Here is a 14,383-nt window from a genome sequence, read left to right on the forward strand (position 1 = left end):
TCAAGCTTTTTAATAGTGGATAAATCATTTATCTTGATATCTAAAATAACAGTAGGTTGATTTTCATTGGAAAATTCAGTGTACTCTATATTCTCAATGCAATCAATTGGTTGTGCGGTTTTGTTTGTGTTACACGAAAGAACCAATAAGCTTATTAAAAGTATTTTTTTCATAAAGTGATATTTTTACCAGGTACGTATTCAATAAATTCTTGATAATCGTCATGCTTTCCAAATGCTTTTTTAAAGTCATCTTTATACATGTTTGAACTTGCTGGAGTATTAAAATACATTCCAGCTTTAAATCGAAATGATACAAAAGGCCAATTTTTGTCAACTAGAGTTTGATGGGTATATGCCCTATTCTCTGAATTTATCGTTGTGTTATTCTTTAAATCTTTTATACAATCTTCAAGGTGCTTGTGTTCATGTGCGCAGATACTCATAATGTCATAGCCAGTGTCAAAATTAGATCCAAGATGAGAATAACAGATACTTATTTCACCTTCAAATTTTTTTAAATATTCTGAATAATCAGTATATCCCCCAATTCTGGTTATTGCAAATCCTGTACCTTCAAGTTGGAATCTTCTAGCTTCTGTGTATTTACTATTTCGTCTTTGAATCTCAGCTTTATCTAAATGCCTGTCTAAATCATCTGCATTTGTAATTGTTTTATATTTTAATTCATTCAAACTAAAACCGGCCTCAGTGTAATAATGATTAAAAATTTTTTCAGCGATTTTTAATTTGTTTTCCATTGACAAATCAGTAATTATAGTTCCATATTGACCACCAACTTTGATATTTACTATATTACCTCTGCCATCAAAAGATACTTGTTTGTCATAAAAACCCTTAGGAAGATTGGTTCTGGAATAGGGATTTTTTATAAAATCTCTCCCCAAAATATAAATTTCTTTTTTGCTTCGTTTAGTTGAACCCAAATAATTTCCAGACATATCAAAAAAATCTCCTTCTACGGTATTGCTAATTTTTAAAGTAACTTGTTTAAAATTAGTATTACCATTAATTTCTTTTATCTGAAGTGTTATATCCATGTTGTATTTTGTTTTGATGATTCGATTTTTATAATTTCTCTCAACTCTGCAAAACCATTTTCATTGACTATCCCGCTTAAACTAATTTCTCTACTCCCTTGATTTATATCTTTGCCCTCTTTTTCATCTACAATTATAGTGATTCTTTCTCCAGCTTCATAGTTAATAGTTTTAACTAGAAGACCTATTTTTTCATCATACGAAGCATTTTTTATATTATTTTTTAAATCTCCGGTCATCCAGGAAGCACTGACAATTTGTCTTGGTTTTATAACTTCCGGCGCGGAATAATTATCAAATATAACAATTTTCGATTCAGTTTGTTGCGAACTTGTAATACTAATCTCTCCTCCAACGTTGCATGCTAAGGTTGAGGTTTTTACAAGAGCTTTTTTATCTCCTTCAAATACATTATTTGCAGGATTTTCCCATTTAGTTAGAAAAACAGGACTGCAGTTTTTTTGATTTATTGCACATATTCCGGAAAGAGGAATTTTGAAAGTTAGGTCACTATCGGTAGCCATTAACTTTTCCTGAATAAAAATGTTGTTTTGAGATTTTACGTCCAAAACGCCCCCTGTAGCACCTTGATCACAGATACACAAGGCACCATTACATACATATTGGGTAGCCATAATTTAATTAATTTTTACTTTTTCTCCGCTTATAATAGTATCTCCCGTGGCATTAATATTGATTTTTTCAGTCGATTTAATATTTATGTTTTTTGCTTCGATGTTAATATCTCCTTCGCTTTTTAAAGTAATGGCTGTTTTTCCTTTCAGTTCAATTAAATTTTTATCGTTTTTTCTTAATTGGATACTGTCATTTTCGCTATTTAATTCAAAAACTAATTTTTCAGCTTCTTGATCGTTAAATAAAAGACCGGAAATTTTATGCTGATCTATTGTTATTGTACTTTGCTTTTTCCCCTCTTGATTATTTAATTTTAAAGAGGCCTCATTCTTTTTTAAAGTTAATGCCAGACATTCTTTTACCTGTTTGTCTTTAATCGCATTAAAAGTTGTTATGAGGCTATCAGATGTAAAATGTGTAATTGCTAGTGGTTTTTCATCGTCATCAAAGTAGCTTACTTTAAAGTTTCTATCTTTGTTAAATTCGATTTTAGCTACATCAATGATTTTTGTTTCGTTAGTTTCCGTTATCAAATCAGTTTTTACATAACGAATTTGTAGTAGCTCGCCATCACTGCTGTAATCAAAAAGTAATTTTGGTTCATTTGTTCCTTGTATTCTTCCCATTAATCTATCGACTTCTGAATATTGCGAGATAAAAGCTCGGGTTTCAACTCCGTCTATAATAGTAGCCAGAACCCAGCTGTCTTTTTTAGGAATGGTGATAATTCCCTGTTCCAAATCCTGAATAGAAGCTTTTAACCTTACATTTTTAAGAATGGCGCCATCGGCACGCATAATGTTTACCGTATAAGCGTCTTCAGGATTGTGAAATGATTCTATTTCATTATTTATTTCGATCACTTTTGCCGCAAAAGTTTCAATGATCTGATTTTTACTGGCAACATCTTTTATTAAATCGGTTATATTTCCCATGATATATTTTTATTAAACTTCTACTCTTCTTCCAATGTAAATTCTTTGTCGATAACCGTTTTCACCATAAGTTCGTACGACTTTTTCAACCTGAAAGGTTCCGTTTTTTTCTTTATCCTTAGCGTTTTCCAGAATTACTTTATCCGTTGGTCGAACAAACGGCTCTCCAAAGGTGAGAAAGGAACCTTCAAATCCGCTGGGCTTAGATTCCATTGCTCTCAAAGCAGCATATTGGTACAGCTCTGAAGCCACTTTTGTCGTTGTTTTTTCAAAAGTTGTAGGATCTTTAGGTAAATCCTCACTATCACTGTGCAATACGTGGGTTTTTACTAATTGTCCGTTTGGATCACCCAGTTCAATGTAAATTGGGGTGTTAGAATTTTTAAAGTACTTTTCTACTCGTGTACGGGTATTTTTTGTCGATTCATTAACTACAACTAGCTTATCTTCAATAATGTTGTAGCGAAATCTGAAACGTGCTTTCCCTAAAAAGTTCCCGGAAGCGGCTTGAATTGTTTTGTTTAGTTGTGTACTCAAAAGCTGAAGTCCCTGATTGATTAGTTTTTTTACAACTGCCCCGGCCAAAGGGCTTTGGATAAAATTGCGATCGATAAAACTGCTTAATTCTCCGGTTGTGTGTTTTTGCGGGTTATTGGTAATTGTAAGTACAGGTTGGGCTTCTTCCATTTTAAAGTAGGTGTAGATTCCTTTATCTTTCAGCATTTCGAAAACTTGAGCCAATGTTTGTCCTCTGTTAATCATTAGATTTCCTAAATTTTCGTCAAGAGCATCTATCTTCAATGGAAGATTTAGCGGTTTGATTCTTTTTTCAAGAAACGTTTTTGGATTAAAGTTTTCGACATTGGTGGTTGGATTAGTGGCTACAACATTCAAAGTGTCATTTTTGTCCTGAGCATCGGTATTATCTACTGCTTTTATTTTTTTGAAGGCATACATTAAGTCCTCACAGGTTATCGTAGCATTGGTATCGGATTGTACTCCTGTAATATAACCCCTAAAAGCCGGTTTGTAATCTCCGTCGTATCCTAAAAATATTTCTATGAAGTTTTCAACTTTAAAAAAATCATGAATTGTTTTTTGTTCACCGCTTGCATTTGCAAATAAGTTCTGATCAAAGCCTTTGGTATCGGTATATACTTTTTGAGGCATAACAATCGTGGCGGTGTCGGTTAATGATTTATAGGAGCTATTGATTTCTATGTTTTTGACATAGGTAAATTCATAAAATTTCGGACTGGGGATGAGCCTCACCGTTTCATAAACTTTAATTTTGGCATTTAGTTTAAGCATTGTCTCTGATTATTAGTTCTACAGTTTCGTCTGATGTGGCGCTGGCCGTGAATTTTTGAATGTTTTTTGTTCCGGAAATAGAAGGAATAGAGTAGGAGTCTATAACCAGTTCGTAAATACCAAATCGGTTCAGAATGGCATGAGTTACCCTCAAAGCATAGGGAGCATTTAGAAATTGTTTCAATAAGAAAAGTTTCTCTTTTGGATATTCATCTCCACTTTCGTTGGCAATTAGTCCTTCAATCGAAATATTAAAATCACCATTTGTAATATGTTCTTTAATGGTTGAATCTCTGCCTTCTATTCCTTCTTTTCTAATAACTTTTGAGCGATTTAAATTAACTGTTACCGCATCTATACGCAAACTAGGCAGATTGAGATCATTCTTTACCAGAGGTTCAAAAATTAGGGGAGCAAAGACTCTTAGATTAAATTCGCCTCCGGTTTTATCGATAATAAAATCTTTCGATTCAGATTCGTTATAGTTAATACCCGTATATTCAGTATCTTTTGAGTCTAAGATTTCGTTTACATTAAAATTGAATTTCATTATTTTTTTTAGTTTTTAGTTGGAGAATGTTTTAGCGAAGGCTGTAATAAAGGTGTTTTCGAGTCTTGTTTCGTTGTGTTTCTGCAGCCAGAGTGCTTCTTCGATTAATTTATAAAATTCATCCATAGGTAATTGATAAGGATCTACCTGAAAAGCTTGGCGGATAAGTGCTGCGGATTTCTTAAACTCGTCTTTTTGAGGTGTTGCATTGATGGTAAATTCACTATCCGACCGAATCATTGAGATGATTGAATTTCCTGCAGAAAGCATGAATTCGTCCTCATAATTTTCTTTTTCAAGTACACATTCTTTGAACAGAAACAAAATTGCATCATGAGGATCATCATTGTATCGTTTTTGATAAGTAAGAAATGTTGTGAGAGATGGTTTTTTGCAATATGCTGTTATAGATTGATCATCAGAGGTAAGTTTTAATACATTACCATATTTTTCTTTTAGTTTTTCGATTGCTGTTTCGTCTAACATTTTTTTGATTTTAAGAATTTTGATGTTTTAAATAGAACTGTCTGTACTTTCTCTTTTCAGGATTTCGGTAAGACTTTCAGTGGTTTGTAACGGATTTAAAGGAGTAATGTTAAAATTTCCAATAATAATGTTGCCTTCGGGTTGCTGCCCGAAAGGGTTTTTAAAATTACTCATGTCTGGTGCCGAAGGTATTTCTCCTAAATCTCTGGATGTAGAATTCATGATTGATTTGATGTTTAAAGGTTGGTAATACTGTTTAAGATATTCTCAATAGATGAGGTAGTTACTTTCAGGATATTCCCGTAAGTAAGTGGTGTTTTTATATTGATTTTGAGAGTGCTAACCGATTTTATTAGCAGATGTAAAAATAAGGCATTGGGAGTCGGAAAACGAAAAATATGCTCCTCGTTTTCAGTAGTTTCAGTAGATAGCTGTTTTCTTTAAATGTAGATGTTTAGTAAATTGAGGTAGTTTAAAAAGTAGGGCGGAATGAAAAGAGTTAAGCCTAAAAGAGATTTTTTATTCTTTTAGGCTTAACATTATTATTCGAATGTAATTCGAGATAAACAAAGATGAATATATTTTAAGATTTTTTTTTTCTTCTCCTATAATAGAGGAGAAGCGTAAGTTTTAATGCTTAAAGTGTCTGAAGCATCTCGCTCCTCATAAAATAATTTATGATTAAATTTATTCATCTGGATTTTCATTTCATCTAAATCTACTGAATTGATGTAAACATCTCTTCCTGATGCAGAGGTGGAAATATAATTTACACTGCTTGTGATGCCATTAAATATAGTATTGCCTAGTTTAGACCTATTGAAAATGGACATTGAAAATATTAAACAGTTGTTGAATATTAATTTACTATAATTGGTATATATTGGTGAAGCTTCATTACGTAAGTTATTATAGAAATATAAAGTACTGTTTTCAATTATTGAGTTGTTAAAATTATAAGATGGTAATGCCCCACCCAGAAGAACCTTGTTTAAGGACGAACTTTGTATGTTTTCGATTTTGATCCATCTAACAGAAGGTTTGCTCCCACTACTGTAATTGTTAAGATTAACACCGATTACGGAATTACTGATTTGAGAAAAAGATGATGCATCAATTGATAGTTGAGATAATGATTTCAAGTTATTAATTACAATTTTTGAATTAATATTATAAAGGGTATCTAAAAATAAGCTGTTGGATATCTGGCTAGAATTTCCGGTAATTACTACTGAGCATACAAATGTTGTATTTGATAATGTTTCGGCATCTACATTCGTGTCAAAATTAAGTTCTCCTAAATTATACTGAATTACTGTATTCTCAAATAACCCGGAAACTTTCATCATTTTGACATTAACAGGCTGATGATTCTGATCTAATTTGAAAATCGTAAAATCTTTAGCGTGAATGTTTGAGCTAACTTCCATTGTAAAATCAACAATCTTTGTATCGGCATCGATTGTTAAAGATTTATAGTCTAAATCGTGGGCGACATAGAATCTTTCTGATGTTGCGGTAGTTGATTTAGTTGCTGTAAATTGATAAACACCTGCAAATCCTGTTAAAGAAGTTACCGGTTGATCTTGGTTCAGTGTTTTTAAAATAGAATCAGCCGAAATTTTCCATCTGCGATAGCGCTGTACCCTCCAGTCAATTTTAAGATCAATATTGAGAGCCTTGTTGTATCTTCTTAAAATTGTTCCTTTTTTAGCGACACTTCCTTCTATAGGTAGTTTATACTCAATAATATCGTCAGGATAGGTTACTGATTTTCCCTCTAATTCGAACTCTTTTGTTGATTTTGCTTTTAAAATAATTGATTCTAACGGAACGTTAAGATTTTCATCTGCTGACATATCCATGTATGCCGCGCCATTGTGAACTTCAGTATTTAATACTCCTCCCGGGCGTATTACGGGATTCCCATTAACGTCATTTACCGTTAAATTGTCAGCAATTCCATTGGAGTATTTTGGCATCGAATATTCAAATTCTAATCCTATGATGGATTGCATTCCATTGGCAAAACGAAAATAATAGCCTTGAGAGGCAACGGTAGTCACGGTTGTTGTTGAGCCAACAAGTAATGGGCCTGTGTAGTCATTGGGAAGTTTAGTGATAACAACCGTTTTACCTACAGTTAAATTTAGGTCATAACCAACATCGAGAGCAGCATACTTTGCGGGAAAAGAATTTATTCGTCTTTTAAATAGTGTTGGTGCAGAGTTTGATCCATTAATGGTATAAATGGTTTGAAAATCATTGATCAAATAATAATTGCCCGGGATCAATGAATTGGATTCTACCAGATTTAATACTTTTTCTGTATTCACATTATTTTCACTCCTTATAAGATTATTTACAAAATCATAAACTGCTTTTGAAGACGGGTAATCAGTATCGGTTGATAATGAGGAAAGTGCCATATTTTTATTAGCAATGTTTTCTTTTGATGCAAATAAAGTTTCATGAGCAGTTTTATCCGTTTTATGATCTTCAAATTGAGTTCTTTCAGTTTTATTATTTAAAGTTTGTGCCAGATTCTCAATAGAACTCTGCGGAATCTGTTCGTCTTTATGCCAAAAGCTTTGCCAGGTATCCGAAAATTGTTTTTGAGTGGGTTTTTTGCCGGTTTTGAACCAGCTTAGAATGGTGTTGATATTTGTTGGCATGATATATTTGAATTAATTATATGCAATTTTACCCGAAGCGGTAGATATGCAGAGTGATAAAAAAGTGTCTAAGATATTTTTGTCTTATTTAGGGGATACTAATGTTTGTTATAGTATTTGTTATAGTTTGAAGTTGCCAGCAAGCTTAAATCTTCAGGGATAAATCTGTCGTTTCCTAATAAGTCTGGGCCTATAACGTGGCTTAATTCTAAAACTTTATTTGCTGATGCCATGATAAAATATATATTTCCATTCGGAGCCAGCTTGCTTGAAGAGTATTTTCCCTGTTGCATCATAGATTTTCCTATAAGATCAGTTAGTCCTGTAGAGGGATTTAGTCTAAGTATTCTGTTTTCTCCTGAAAAAGGGAAATAAATTAATCCATTAGGAGCCAGAGTAGGAGAAGAAAACTTATTTAGATTTGTTTGACCAAAATCCTGTCCTATATGAGTTGTTGTTCCTGTTGTTGGATCAAATTCTAGTATCCTTGACTGCCTTCTCGGAGAAAAGTAAATTTTACCATTTAGAGCCAAAGTCCCCCCATCATATTTGAATATTGTTGGAGGTAAAGTTTCTCCAACAAAATTGGATGTTTTTGTTATGGGATTAAATTCTAAAATTCTATTAGCCCTTGCAGGTATCATATAAATATTATCGTTTTTCGCTAGAACACAACCTGAATAGTTTTCATATGAAGTTATATTTGCATTGATAAGTATTGTTGTCCCTTTCTCAGGATCTATTTCAAGTATTTCTCCAGAATTATAAGGGGCATAGTAAATTTTACCATTTGAAGCTAAAACTCCTCCATACCATTTATAGCCACCGCCAAAAACAGTTCCAATAAGATGAGAAGTTTTTGTTACAGGATCAAATTCGATAACTTGATACCCTAATAGCGGAGCATAGTAAATCTTGCCATTTGGTGCTAAAACCCCACCAAGCCATCCCTCTGCTACATTATAAACACTTCCTACATAATTTGTCTCATAAGAATTCGGGTTAAACTCTAAAATCCTAGAAGATAAATAGGGAGCAAAATAGATATTGCCATTTGGAGCTAAACACCCTCCTGCAAATTTAGCACTCCCCTGAAAAGGACTTCCGACTAATTTGGTAGGAAACCTTGTTTTTCCGAAATTAAATGTATTTAAACTCATTATAAACCAATTATTATACTGTTTGTATTGCCTCTCCTTAGAAAATTAAAATAAGTTTTCTCTGTAATAACCCCTGGATCATCAAATAAAAATGTGAATGGTGAAGTTATTGACCAGGTTACATTTACCTGATCTAAAGTAATGGCATTAAAATAAAAATTTGTTGGTAATGTTGCTGGTATTGTTATGGTACAGCTAGAGGTAAATATAATTGTTTGCTTGTTCCACGAATTAGGGATGCTCATATGTGTACCTACCTCAATTTGAGAATCAATTACTATATTTTCCTGAATAGCTTTGGATACTGCTGCTGAGCTGGGAATAGAATTTTCCGAAGGGACTAAAGTATTTCGGTCATATTTAACCGCATTTAAATTACCGCTATCAGCATCTGATATATAAGCATGTTCAAAAGAAGGTCTCTCTATGTTTAACATGCTTTGTGTTCCATCAGTTTCTTTTATGTAAAACTGGGCATTTTCTGTTTTTTCAGACTGTTTCTCTAAGAATGTACGATTTAAATTTATATTACCCTTTGTATCTGCGAATTGACCATTAAACGAGATGGGTATCGTGTAAGTACTATAACTAGAGGTAGGTTTAGGGAATTTTAGTTCTAGTTCAGTATTATTATTTTCGGGCCATTCAGCATCGCCCTGTAAAAAATATTTTATACTTGAATCTGAATAAGTTGCTCTAGCAGATCTTCCTTCATTACCAGGTGATTTGTCTTTAAAGTATTGAAAACCTCTGTCTGGATAGATAAAACAGTAGGCTGTAAATGGATTATCAGTGTAAGTTATTCCATTTGTAGGATAACCAGAATTAATAATATAGGGATCATTTATATCACCGTATCCATTAATGGTTATGCCGTTACCCGCTTTAATATGGGTAGGTTTAATTTCTGCAAGTAATTCGTCAATCCCTTCAACATCTTTTACAGGAACTTTTTCGTATTTATGTCGGAAGGAATCCCAAGTATCCCAGAATTGTGTTTGTGTTGGTTTAAAGCCGGTTTTAAACCAGTTTTTAATCGTATTTAACGCTTGTATAGCCATGTTTGTTTTCTTTTTTAATGATGTAAGTAAGACTGATTTAAGAAGTTTTTCAAGCTTTTCTTATCCGGTATTTTAGGTCTTTTTTCCATGTTTTTAATGATGTTAAATAGGAGTGAGTAGTAAATTTTAAAATTTCAAATCCCTATACAAAATAGGATTATTTAATTTTTTTGAGGGTGTAAAAGTAGAACAGAAGAATACTAAAAGAAGAAAAAATAACCTTCTCTATTCAGTAGTTTCAGTAGAATGGAAACTTACTGAAACTACTGAATACAAACGTCTTGAAGTTTTAAAATGATAAACTAGGAGACTACTTTTACACTCTGAAAAATAGCTACCGATGAGTAAAAACGTAATTCACAATTTCGATATTTTAATACAAAATAGTGCTGATATAAATAGTGCTGAACATTTAACCAATGTCATGATAAAAGAGCTGGCAAAAATTTCAAAAGAAATGAGTCAGAAAAAGGATATAGAACAATTATGGCAGGAGCAGGAGAGCCAAAATCCTTTTGTCAACAACTCTAATTTCTCAGCCGAAGGGGGCGTGAACGATACAATTGCTAAAACAGGAAGTAACACAGCATTATCGGTAAACAATACTCCTTCGGTTTTCGGAGAAGCGAGGCATACTTTTGATGATATAAGAGGAGGGGCTGGAACTATTCCTTTTGGAACAACAAATGTTAATACTTCAATCGGAGAAGGCGTTGCTGATACTATCGACAGCACAATGATGAGTGCTGTTCTATCAGTTAACACTACTTCTCCGATATTTAGAGTTGAAGATGATACTTTAAATTTAAGTAAAGGTTTAACAAGTCAGATTTATTCTGGTGTGGAGGCGCAGCAAATGCTGACGATGCCGGAAAAATGGCAAACAAATGGTGAGCCCACTCTGGAAGCTGTTAAAGAAGCAATCAGGAAAAAAATAGAGCAGGCTAATGCTGCAAATGATAGAACAGCAGTAGAATATTGGACTATAATTTCTAAGGCTTTTGATGAAAATAAAGGAGCGTCTGTTCAGGATTTTGACGGTAAACCAAATCATGAATTATTTACAGAAATGTATGCCACTCTAAAACAGTCAAATTCAGTAACAGCGACCCCAAATTTTAATTGGGAAATCGTTCGTGAAAAAATGATTAAAGCCATTGATACCAATATCTTGCTTGGGAAAATTTCCGAAGGAAGTAAAAAACGCTGGAAAATAATCCAACAAGAATTACAGAAAGACAGCACCAATGTTGCTAATCTTTTCGAACAATATAATGAGCTATTTTTATTGCTAAGACAAGTAGAGGGACTGGATGACTTACCTGGTACAATTACTATAACCACTAAAACCAAAATTTATCCTAATTTAAGCGCAGATAGACTTTATGGTAAGATTGGAAAAGAGGCTGTCTATGTATTCTTAAAAGAAATAAGTTATGAAGATGTTCAGGGAAATGCAGTAAAAAGAGGAGCGGTCAAAATAAAAAATGCAAATACTTCTTCATTTATTATAGGAGAAACTTTGGAGTTTTTCCTTGACGAAACCCTGATCGTTCAAAATGGAAATAAAAATGATGGTATTAACTGGATTGTTTACAAAAAGAAGAAAGGTAAAAAATACGAAGAAACTATTTTTGAAGATGAAGGGACATCCTTTAGTTATAATTTTGATACAGCAGGCACTTATAAAATTGAAGCCTATGGAGATGAGTACGGAGCCAACAATAAAAAAAGTAAAAAGTCATTCGCTTTTACAGAAGTAAAAATAGTGGCTCAGGAGATTGTTATTACACCTCCTTCTATAGTTAAAGAACGATTGGTGAGACCTTCATCGAAAGAGGTTTTATTTAAGACAGCTTTGAAATACCCTAAAGTAAAATCACTAAATCCATTAAAGCTTTACTATCAAATAGAGACTAAAACTAATAATAAAGGAACCATAATTTCAGACGAAAAAGAACTAGATTCAACAGGAAATATTAGCGTATTGATGCCCGATTTGGGAACTTATAAGATTAAAATAATCAGTAAGAATCAATATGCATTGACGCAGGAATTTGAAGTTTCAGCAATTAAAAATGAAGTGACCAGTATTGGTCCTATCAAAGGAGAATCAAACAAAAATGTCTTTTTATTGGGCGGTTCAAATAAGACTTTTACTTTAGAAGCAAAAACTTTTAAAATACCTCCTACAGATAAAGAAAAACAGGATGTAAAATGGATCGTTTATGATTCTAAGTATAATCCGTATTTAACGTCAGGAGATATCTGGTATACTGAAAAAGACACTCCAAAAAGAAAGCACCTTCATAAATGGGAATCTTTTGGGATATCTGTGCCCGATAAAGAAGGGCACTACACAATAGAAGCCTTTAGTGACATAGCAAAAGGTGTTGATGCTAAAGCTGTCTACAAAATGGAAGTGCAGCGTCCGCAAGTCACTGAGGCGTATTGGGCTTATAGTAATGATGACAAAAAAGAAACTTCTGGTTTTTCGGGAGAAGTAAATCATGTAAAAGCGAAGATTCCGGGCTATGACAATCAGAAAGTAAGAATTAGTTTTTACTTAAACGGCAGTAAAGCGCCTTCTTATTATAATGAAACGACAACGAATGAAAGTGGAGAAATAAATAGGATTATAACTTTTGATGATACTTTTCAGAGACGTTTTGGGATTCAGGAAGGAAAAACGGCGAAAATTAGTTTCAAGTTGATGGGGATACAAAATAATAGACTGTATGCATTTAAGAAAAATGCCAGTGTAAATACGGCAGTTTTAAATGTTGTAACGGGTGCAAACATAACAGCTGCCTATTTTCAGTACGATGGAAAAAGAGTCACGGCAAAGGATGAAATTCCTCTTAGCTATAGCGGTGGATATGTAACCATTGTCGCTAAAACGCAAAACATGATAGGGAAAGAAATTGTATTAACAGCCCATAAAGTCGATGAAATACCAATCTACAGAAGTAAAGTAAAAATAGATTCAGAAGGTAATGCATCTGCGACTTTTAAAATAACACGTCGCAAGGGTGCAAAAATTGGCGAAAAAATGAGTTACTTCGTAGGTATTGAAGGACATTCTACTTTGCATCTAGGTTATAAAGGATTGAATATGGTTGTAAGTAATGTAACAAATACAGCCAATACAGGGACTTACAAAAGCCATTTTGACGAGAATATGATACATGTTTTTAAAGTTGAAGGAGGTTATGTTGATGATAAAAAAGATAGAGGTGGTAAGACGAACAAAGGGATTACTTTTAAGACATATGAAAGTTTTTATAACCTATATGGTAATGGTGAAGCAGGAACAGTAGAAATGCACAGAAATCTTTCTAATACTGAGGCTAAAAAAATATATAAGATTGAGTTTTGGAATAAAATTCATGGGGATGAAATTTATAATGCTAGTATTGCGGCTTATATCTTTGATTTTGCAATACATTCCGGAGTTCCTAATGCTACGAAAGTAGTTCAAGCAACATTAAATGTTTCAGCAGATGGTGTTTTTGGAACAAGTACAGTGAATAATATTAATCGGGTTGATCCTAAAATATTTTATGAAAAATTAGATAAAAATAGGAGAAAATTTGTTGAAGACATTATTAAAAAGGATCCTACACAAAAGGTGTACGAAAAAGGATGGGAAAATAGATTAAACGAATTAAAATATAAAAGAGAGGAATACAATATTACTCAGAAAATAGAAAGTTGGCTGAAGAAAGAATATAAAAAGAGTCCAATTAAAGATAAAAATTCATCTATAGCTGCTCTAATTTTGGAAGCGCATGCATTAAATTTGGTTGAATTTAATTCCGAAGGAAAACCGGGGGTTTTTGAATCAGGGCTTGGAGGCAGTCAGGATACTTTTATCAAGATTAGAGATGGAATCATAATAGGAAGTGGTAAAGGAAATGCTAAACCAAATAAATTTGACCCTACCTTGACCGATATACCAATAATTGAAACAGCCTTAAAAATAATTCAGTCTAATGTTAAAAACTGGGTTGATAACAATTACAATCCAAAAGAACCGAATAAGTTAAAACTGGGTAGTTTTATGGTTTGGAATAATAATGGTAAAGACCGAATAGCGGGAGCTTTAAGGGGGTCACAACATGGAAATAAAGCTAGTGCAATAGATATTAATCTTAGTACGTATTCTAATGATAAAATTGATTTTAGTAAGCCAAATGCTGAAACAATGGTTTTAGAAATTATAAAGCATTTACCTAAAGGTAATTATGGTTTTGGCTTTCCTAAGCAAGGAAATTTTTTTCCAAACGATGAAAAATTAAAACATGGTAAGTCAGAATATAACAAAGTTTACAATCAAGCCTATCATCATTTAAAAAGTGAAGCATTAAAAAAAGAATTGCAAAGGAGAATGGATGATAAAGATATAATTATTGTTTTTTCAGATAACCCGGATCACTTTCATATTCAATTAAATTAAGGTACTATATTTTAAAAATGTACTATATTTACTTCAAATTTAATTATATT

11 protein-coding genes are annotated in these 14,383 nt (G+C 32.8%); 1 reads left to right on the forward strand and 10 read right to left on the reverse strand.

What is annotated here, in order from left to right; translation table 11 throughout:
- Positions 1-169: 169 nt before the first annotated feature.
- The 10 genes from B0A80_RS02320 to B0A80_RS02365 all read right to left on the reverse strand — a co-directional run bounded on the left by B0A80_RS02320 (position 170) and on the right by B0A80_RS02365 (position 9,874).
- Positions 170-1,060 carry a hypothetical protein gene (locus B0A80_RS02320; RefSeq protein WP_070907325.1) on the reverse strand — a complete coding sequence of 297 codons (891 nt, stop codon included), beginning with the start codon at positions 1,058-1,060 and terminating at the stop codon, positions 170-172.
- On the reverse strand, positions 1,051-1,695 hold the full coding sequence (locus B0A80_RS02325) for a DUF4280 domain-containing protein (RefSeq protein WP_089076276.1): 645 nt from the start codon (positions 1,693-1,695) through the stop codon (positions 1,051-1,053). Before B0A80_RS02325 ends, B0A80_RS02320 begins: the two co-directional genes overlap by 10 nt.
- A gap of 3 nt (positions 1,696-1,698) precedes the next feature.
- Positions 1,699-2,631, reverse strand: a complete 933-nt coding sequence (locus B0A80_RS20940) for a hypothetical protein (RefSeq protein ID WP_208861476.1) — start codon at positions 2,629-2,631, stop codon at positions 1,699-1,701.
- Between the two features lie 12 nt (positions 2,632-2,643).
- Entirely contained in the window at positions 2,644-3,942 is a 1,299-nt protein-coding gene (locus B0A80_RS02335) for a hypothetical protein (protein ID WP_089076277.1), read from the reverse strand.
- Positions 3,935-4,492, reverse strand: a complete 558-nt coding sequence (locus B0A80_RS02340) for a DUF6046 domain-containing protein (RefSeq protein ID WP_089076278.1) — start codon at positions 4,490-4,492, stop codon at positions 3,935-3,937. The genes B0A80_RS02335 and B0A80_RS02340 overlap by 8 nt, the downstream gene beginning before the upstream one ends.
- A 15-nt stretch (positions 4,493-4,507) precedes the next feature.
- Positions 4,508-4,978, reverse strand: a complete 471-nt coding sequence (locus B0A80_RS02345) for a hypothetical protein (RefSeq protein WP_070907320.1) — start codon at positions 4,976-4,978, stop codon at positions 4,508-4,510.
- Positions 4,979-5,005: 27 nt separating this feature from the next.
- Positions 5,006-5,200: a hypothetical protein gene (locus B0A80_RS02350; protein WP_089076279.1), complete on the reverse strand. Its 195-nt coding sequence runs from the start codon at positions 5,198-5,200 to the stop codon at positions 5,006-5,008.
- A gap of 383 nt (positions 5,201-5,583) precedes the next feature.
- A complete protein-coding gene (locus B0A80_RS02355; protein WP_089076280.1) occupies positions 5,584-7,653 on the reverse strand; it encodes a hypothetical protein in 2,070 nt (689 codons plus the stop codon).
- Between the two features lie 98 nt (positions 7,654-7,751).
- Positions 7,752-8,813, reverse strand: a complete 1,062-nt coding sequence (locus B0A80_RS02360) for an NHL repeat-containing protein (protein ID WP_070907317.1) — start codon at positions 8,811-8,813, stop codon at positions 7,752-7,754.
- On the reverse strand, positions 8,813-9,874 hold the full coding sequence (locus B0A80_RS02365; RefSeq protein ID WP_089076281.1) for a hypothetical protein: 1,062 nt from the start codon (positions 9,872-9,874) through the stop codon (positions 8,813-8,815). The genes B0A80_RS02360 and B0A80_RS02365 overlap by 1 nt, the downstream gene beginning before the upstream one ends.
- A gap of 340 nt (positions 9,875-10,214) precedes the next feature.
- Between B0A80_RS02365 and B0A80_RS02370 the strand changes: the two genes are divergently transcribed.
- The gene (locus B0A80_RS02370) at positions 10,215-14,333 is read left to right on the forward strand and encodes a glycoside hydrolase family 108 protein (RefSeq protein ID WP_070907315.1); all 4,119 of its coding nucleotides are present in this window, start codon (positions 10,215-10,217) and stop codon (positions 14,331-14,333) included.
- The last annotated feature ends 50 nt before the right edge of the window (positions 14,334-14,383 follow it).

The organism is Flavobacterium tructae (genome assembly GCF_002217475.1).
Taxonomy (GTDB): domain Bacteria; phylum Bacteroidota; class Bacteroidia; order Flavobacteriales; family Flavobacteriaceae; genus Flavobacterium; species Flavobacterium tructae.

Bases quoted from the DNA above. Each gene is read 5' to 3' on its own strand.
- B0A80_RS02320 (WP_070907325.1), bottom strand. From the start codon at position 1,060: ATGGATATAACACTTCAGATAAAAGAAATTAATGGTAATACTAATTTT.
- B0A80_RS02325 (WP_089076276.1), bottom strand. From the start codon at position 1,695: ATGGCTACCCAATATGTATGTAATGGTGCCTTGTGTATCTGTGATCAA.
- B0A80_RS20940 (WP_208861476.1), bottom strand. From the start codon at position 2,631: ATGGGAAATATAACCGATTTAATAAAAGATGTTGCCAGTAAAAATCAG.
- B0A80_RS02335 (WP_089076277.1), bottom strand. From the start codon at position 3,942: ATGCTTAAACTAAATGCCAAAATTAAAGTTTATGAAACGGTGAGGCTC.
- B0A80_RS02340 (WP_089076278.1), bottom strand. From the start codon at position 4,492: ATGAAATTCAATTTTAATGTAAACGAAATCTTAGACTCAAAAGATACT.
- B0A80_RS02345 (WP_070907320.1), bottom strand. From the start codon at position 4,978: ATGTTAGACGAAACAGCAATCGAAAAACTAAAAGAAAAATATGGTAAT.
- B0A80_RS02350 (WP_089076279.1), bottom strand. From the start codon at position 5,200: ATGAATTCTACATCCAGAGATTTAGGAGAAATACCTTCGGCACCAGAC.
- B0A80_RS02355 (WP_089076280.1), bottom strand. From the start codon at position 7,653: ATGCCAACAAATATCAACACCATTCTAAGCTGGTTCAAAACCGGCAAA.
- B0A80_RS02360 (WP_070907317.1), bottom strand. From the start codon at position 8,813: ATGAGTTTAAATACATTTAATTTCGGAAAAACAAGGTTTCCTACCAAA.
- B0A80_RS02365 (WP_089076281.1), bottom strand. From the start codon at position 9,874: ATGGCTATACAAGCGTTAAATACGATTAAAAACTGGTTTAAAACCGGC.
- B0A80_RS02370 (WP_070907315.1), top strand. From the start codon at position 10,215: ATGAGTAAAAACGTAATTCACAATTTCGATATTTTAATACAAAATAGT.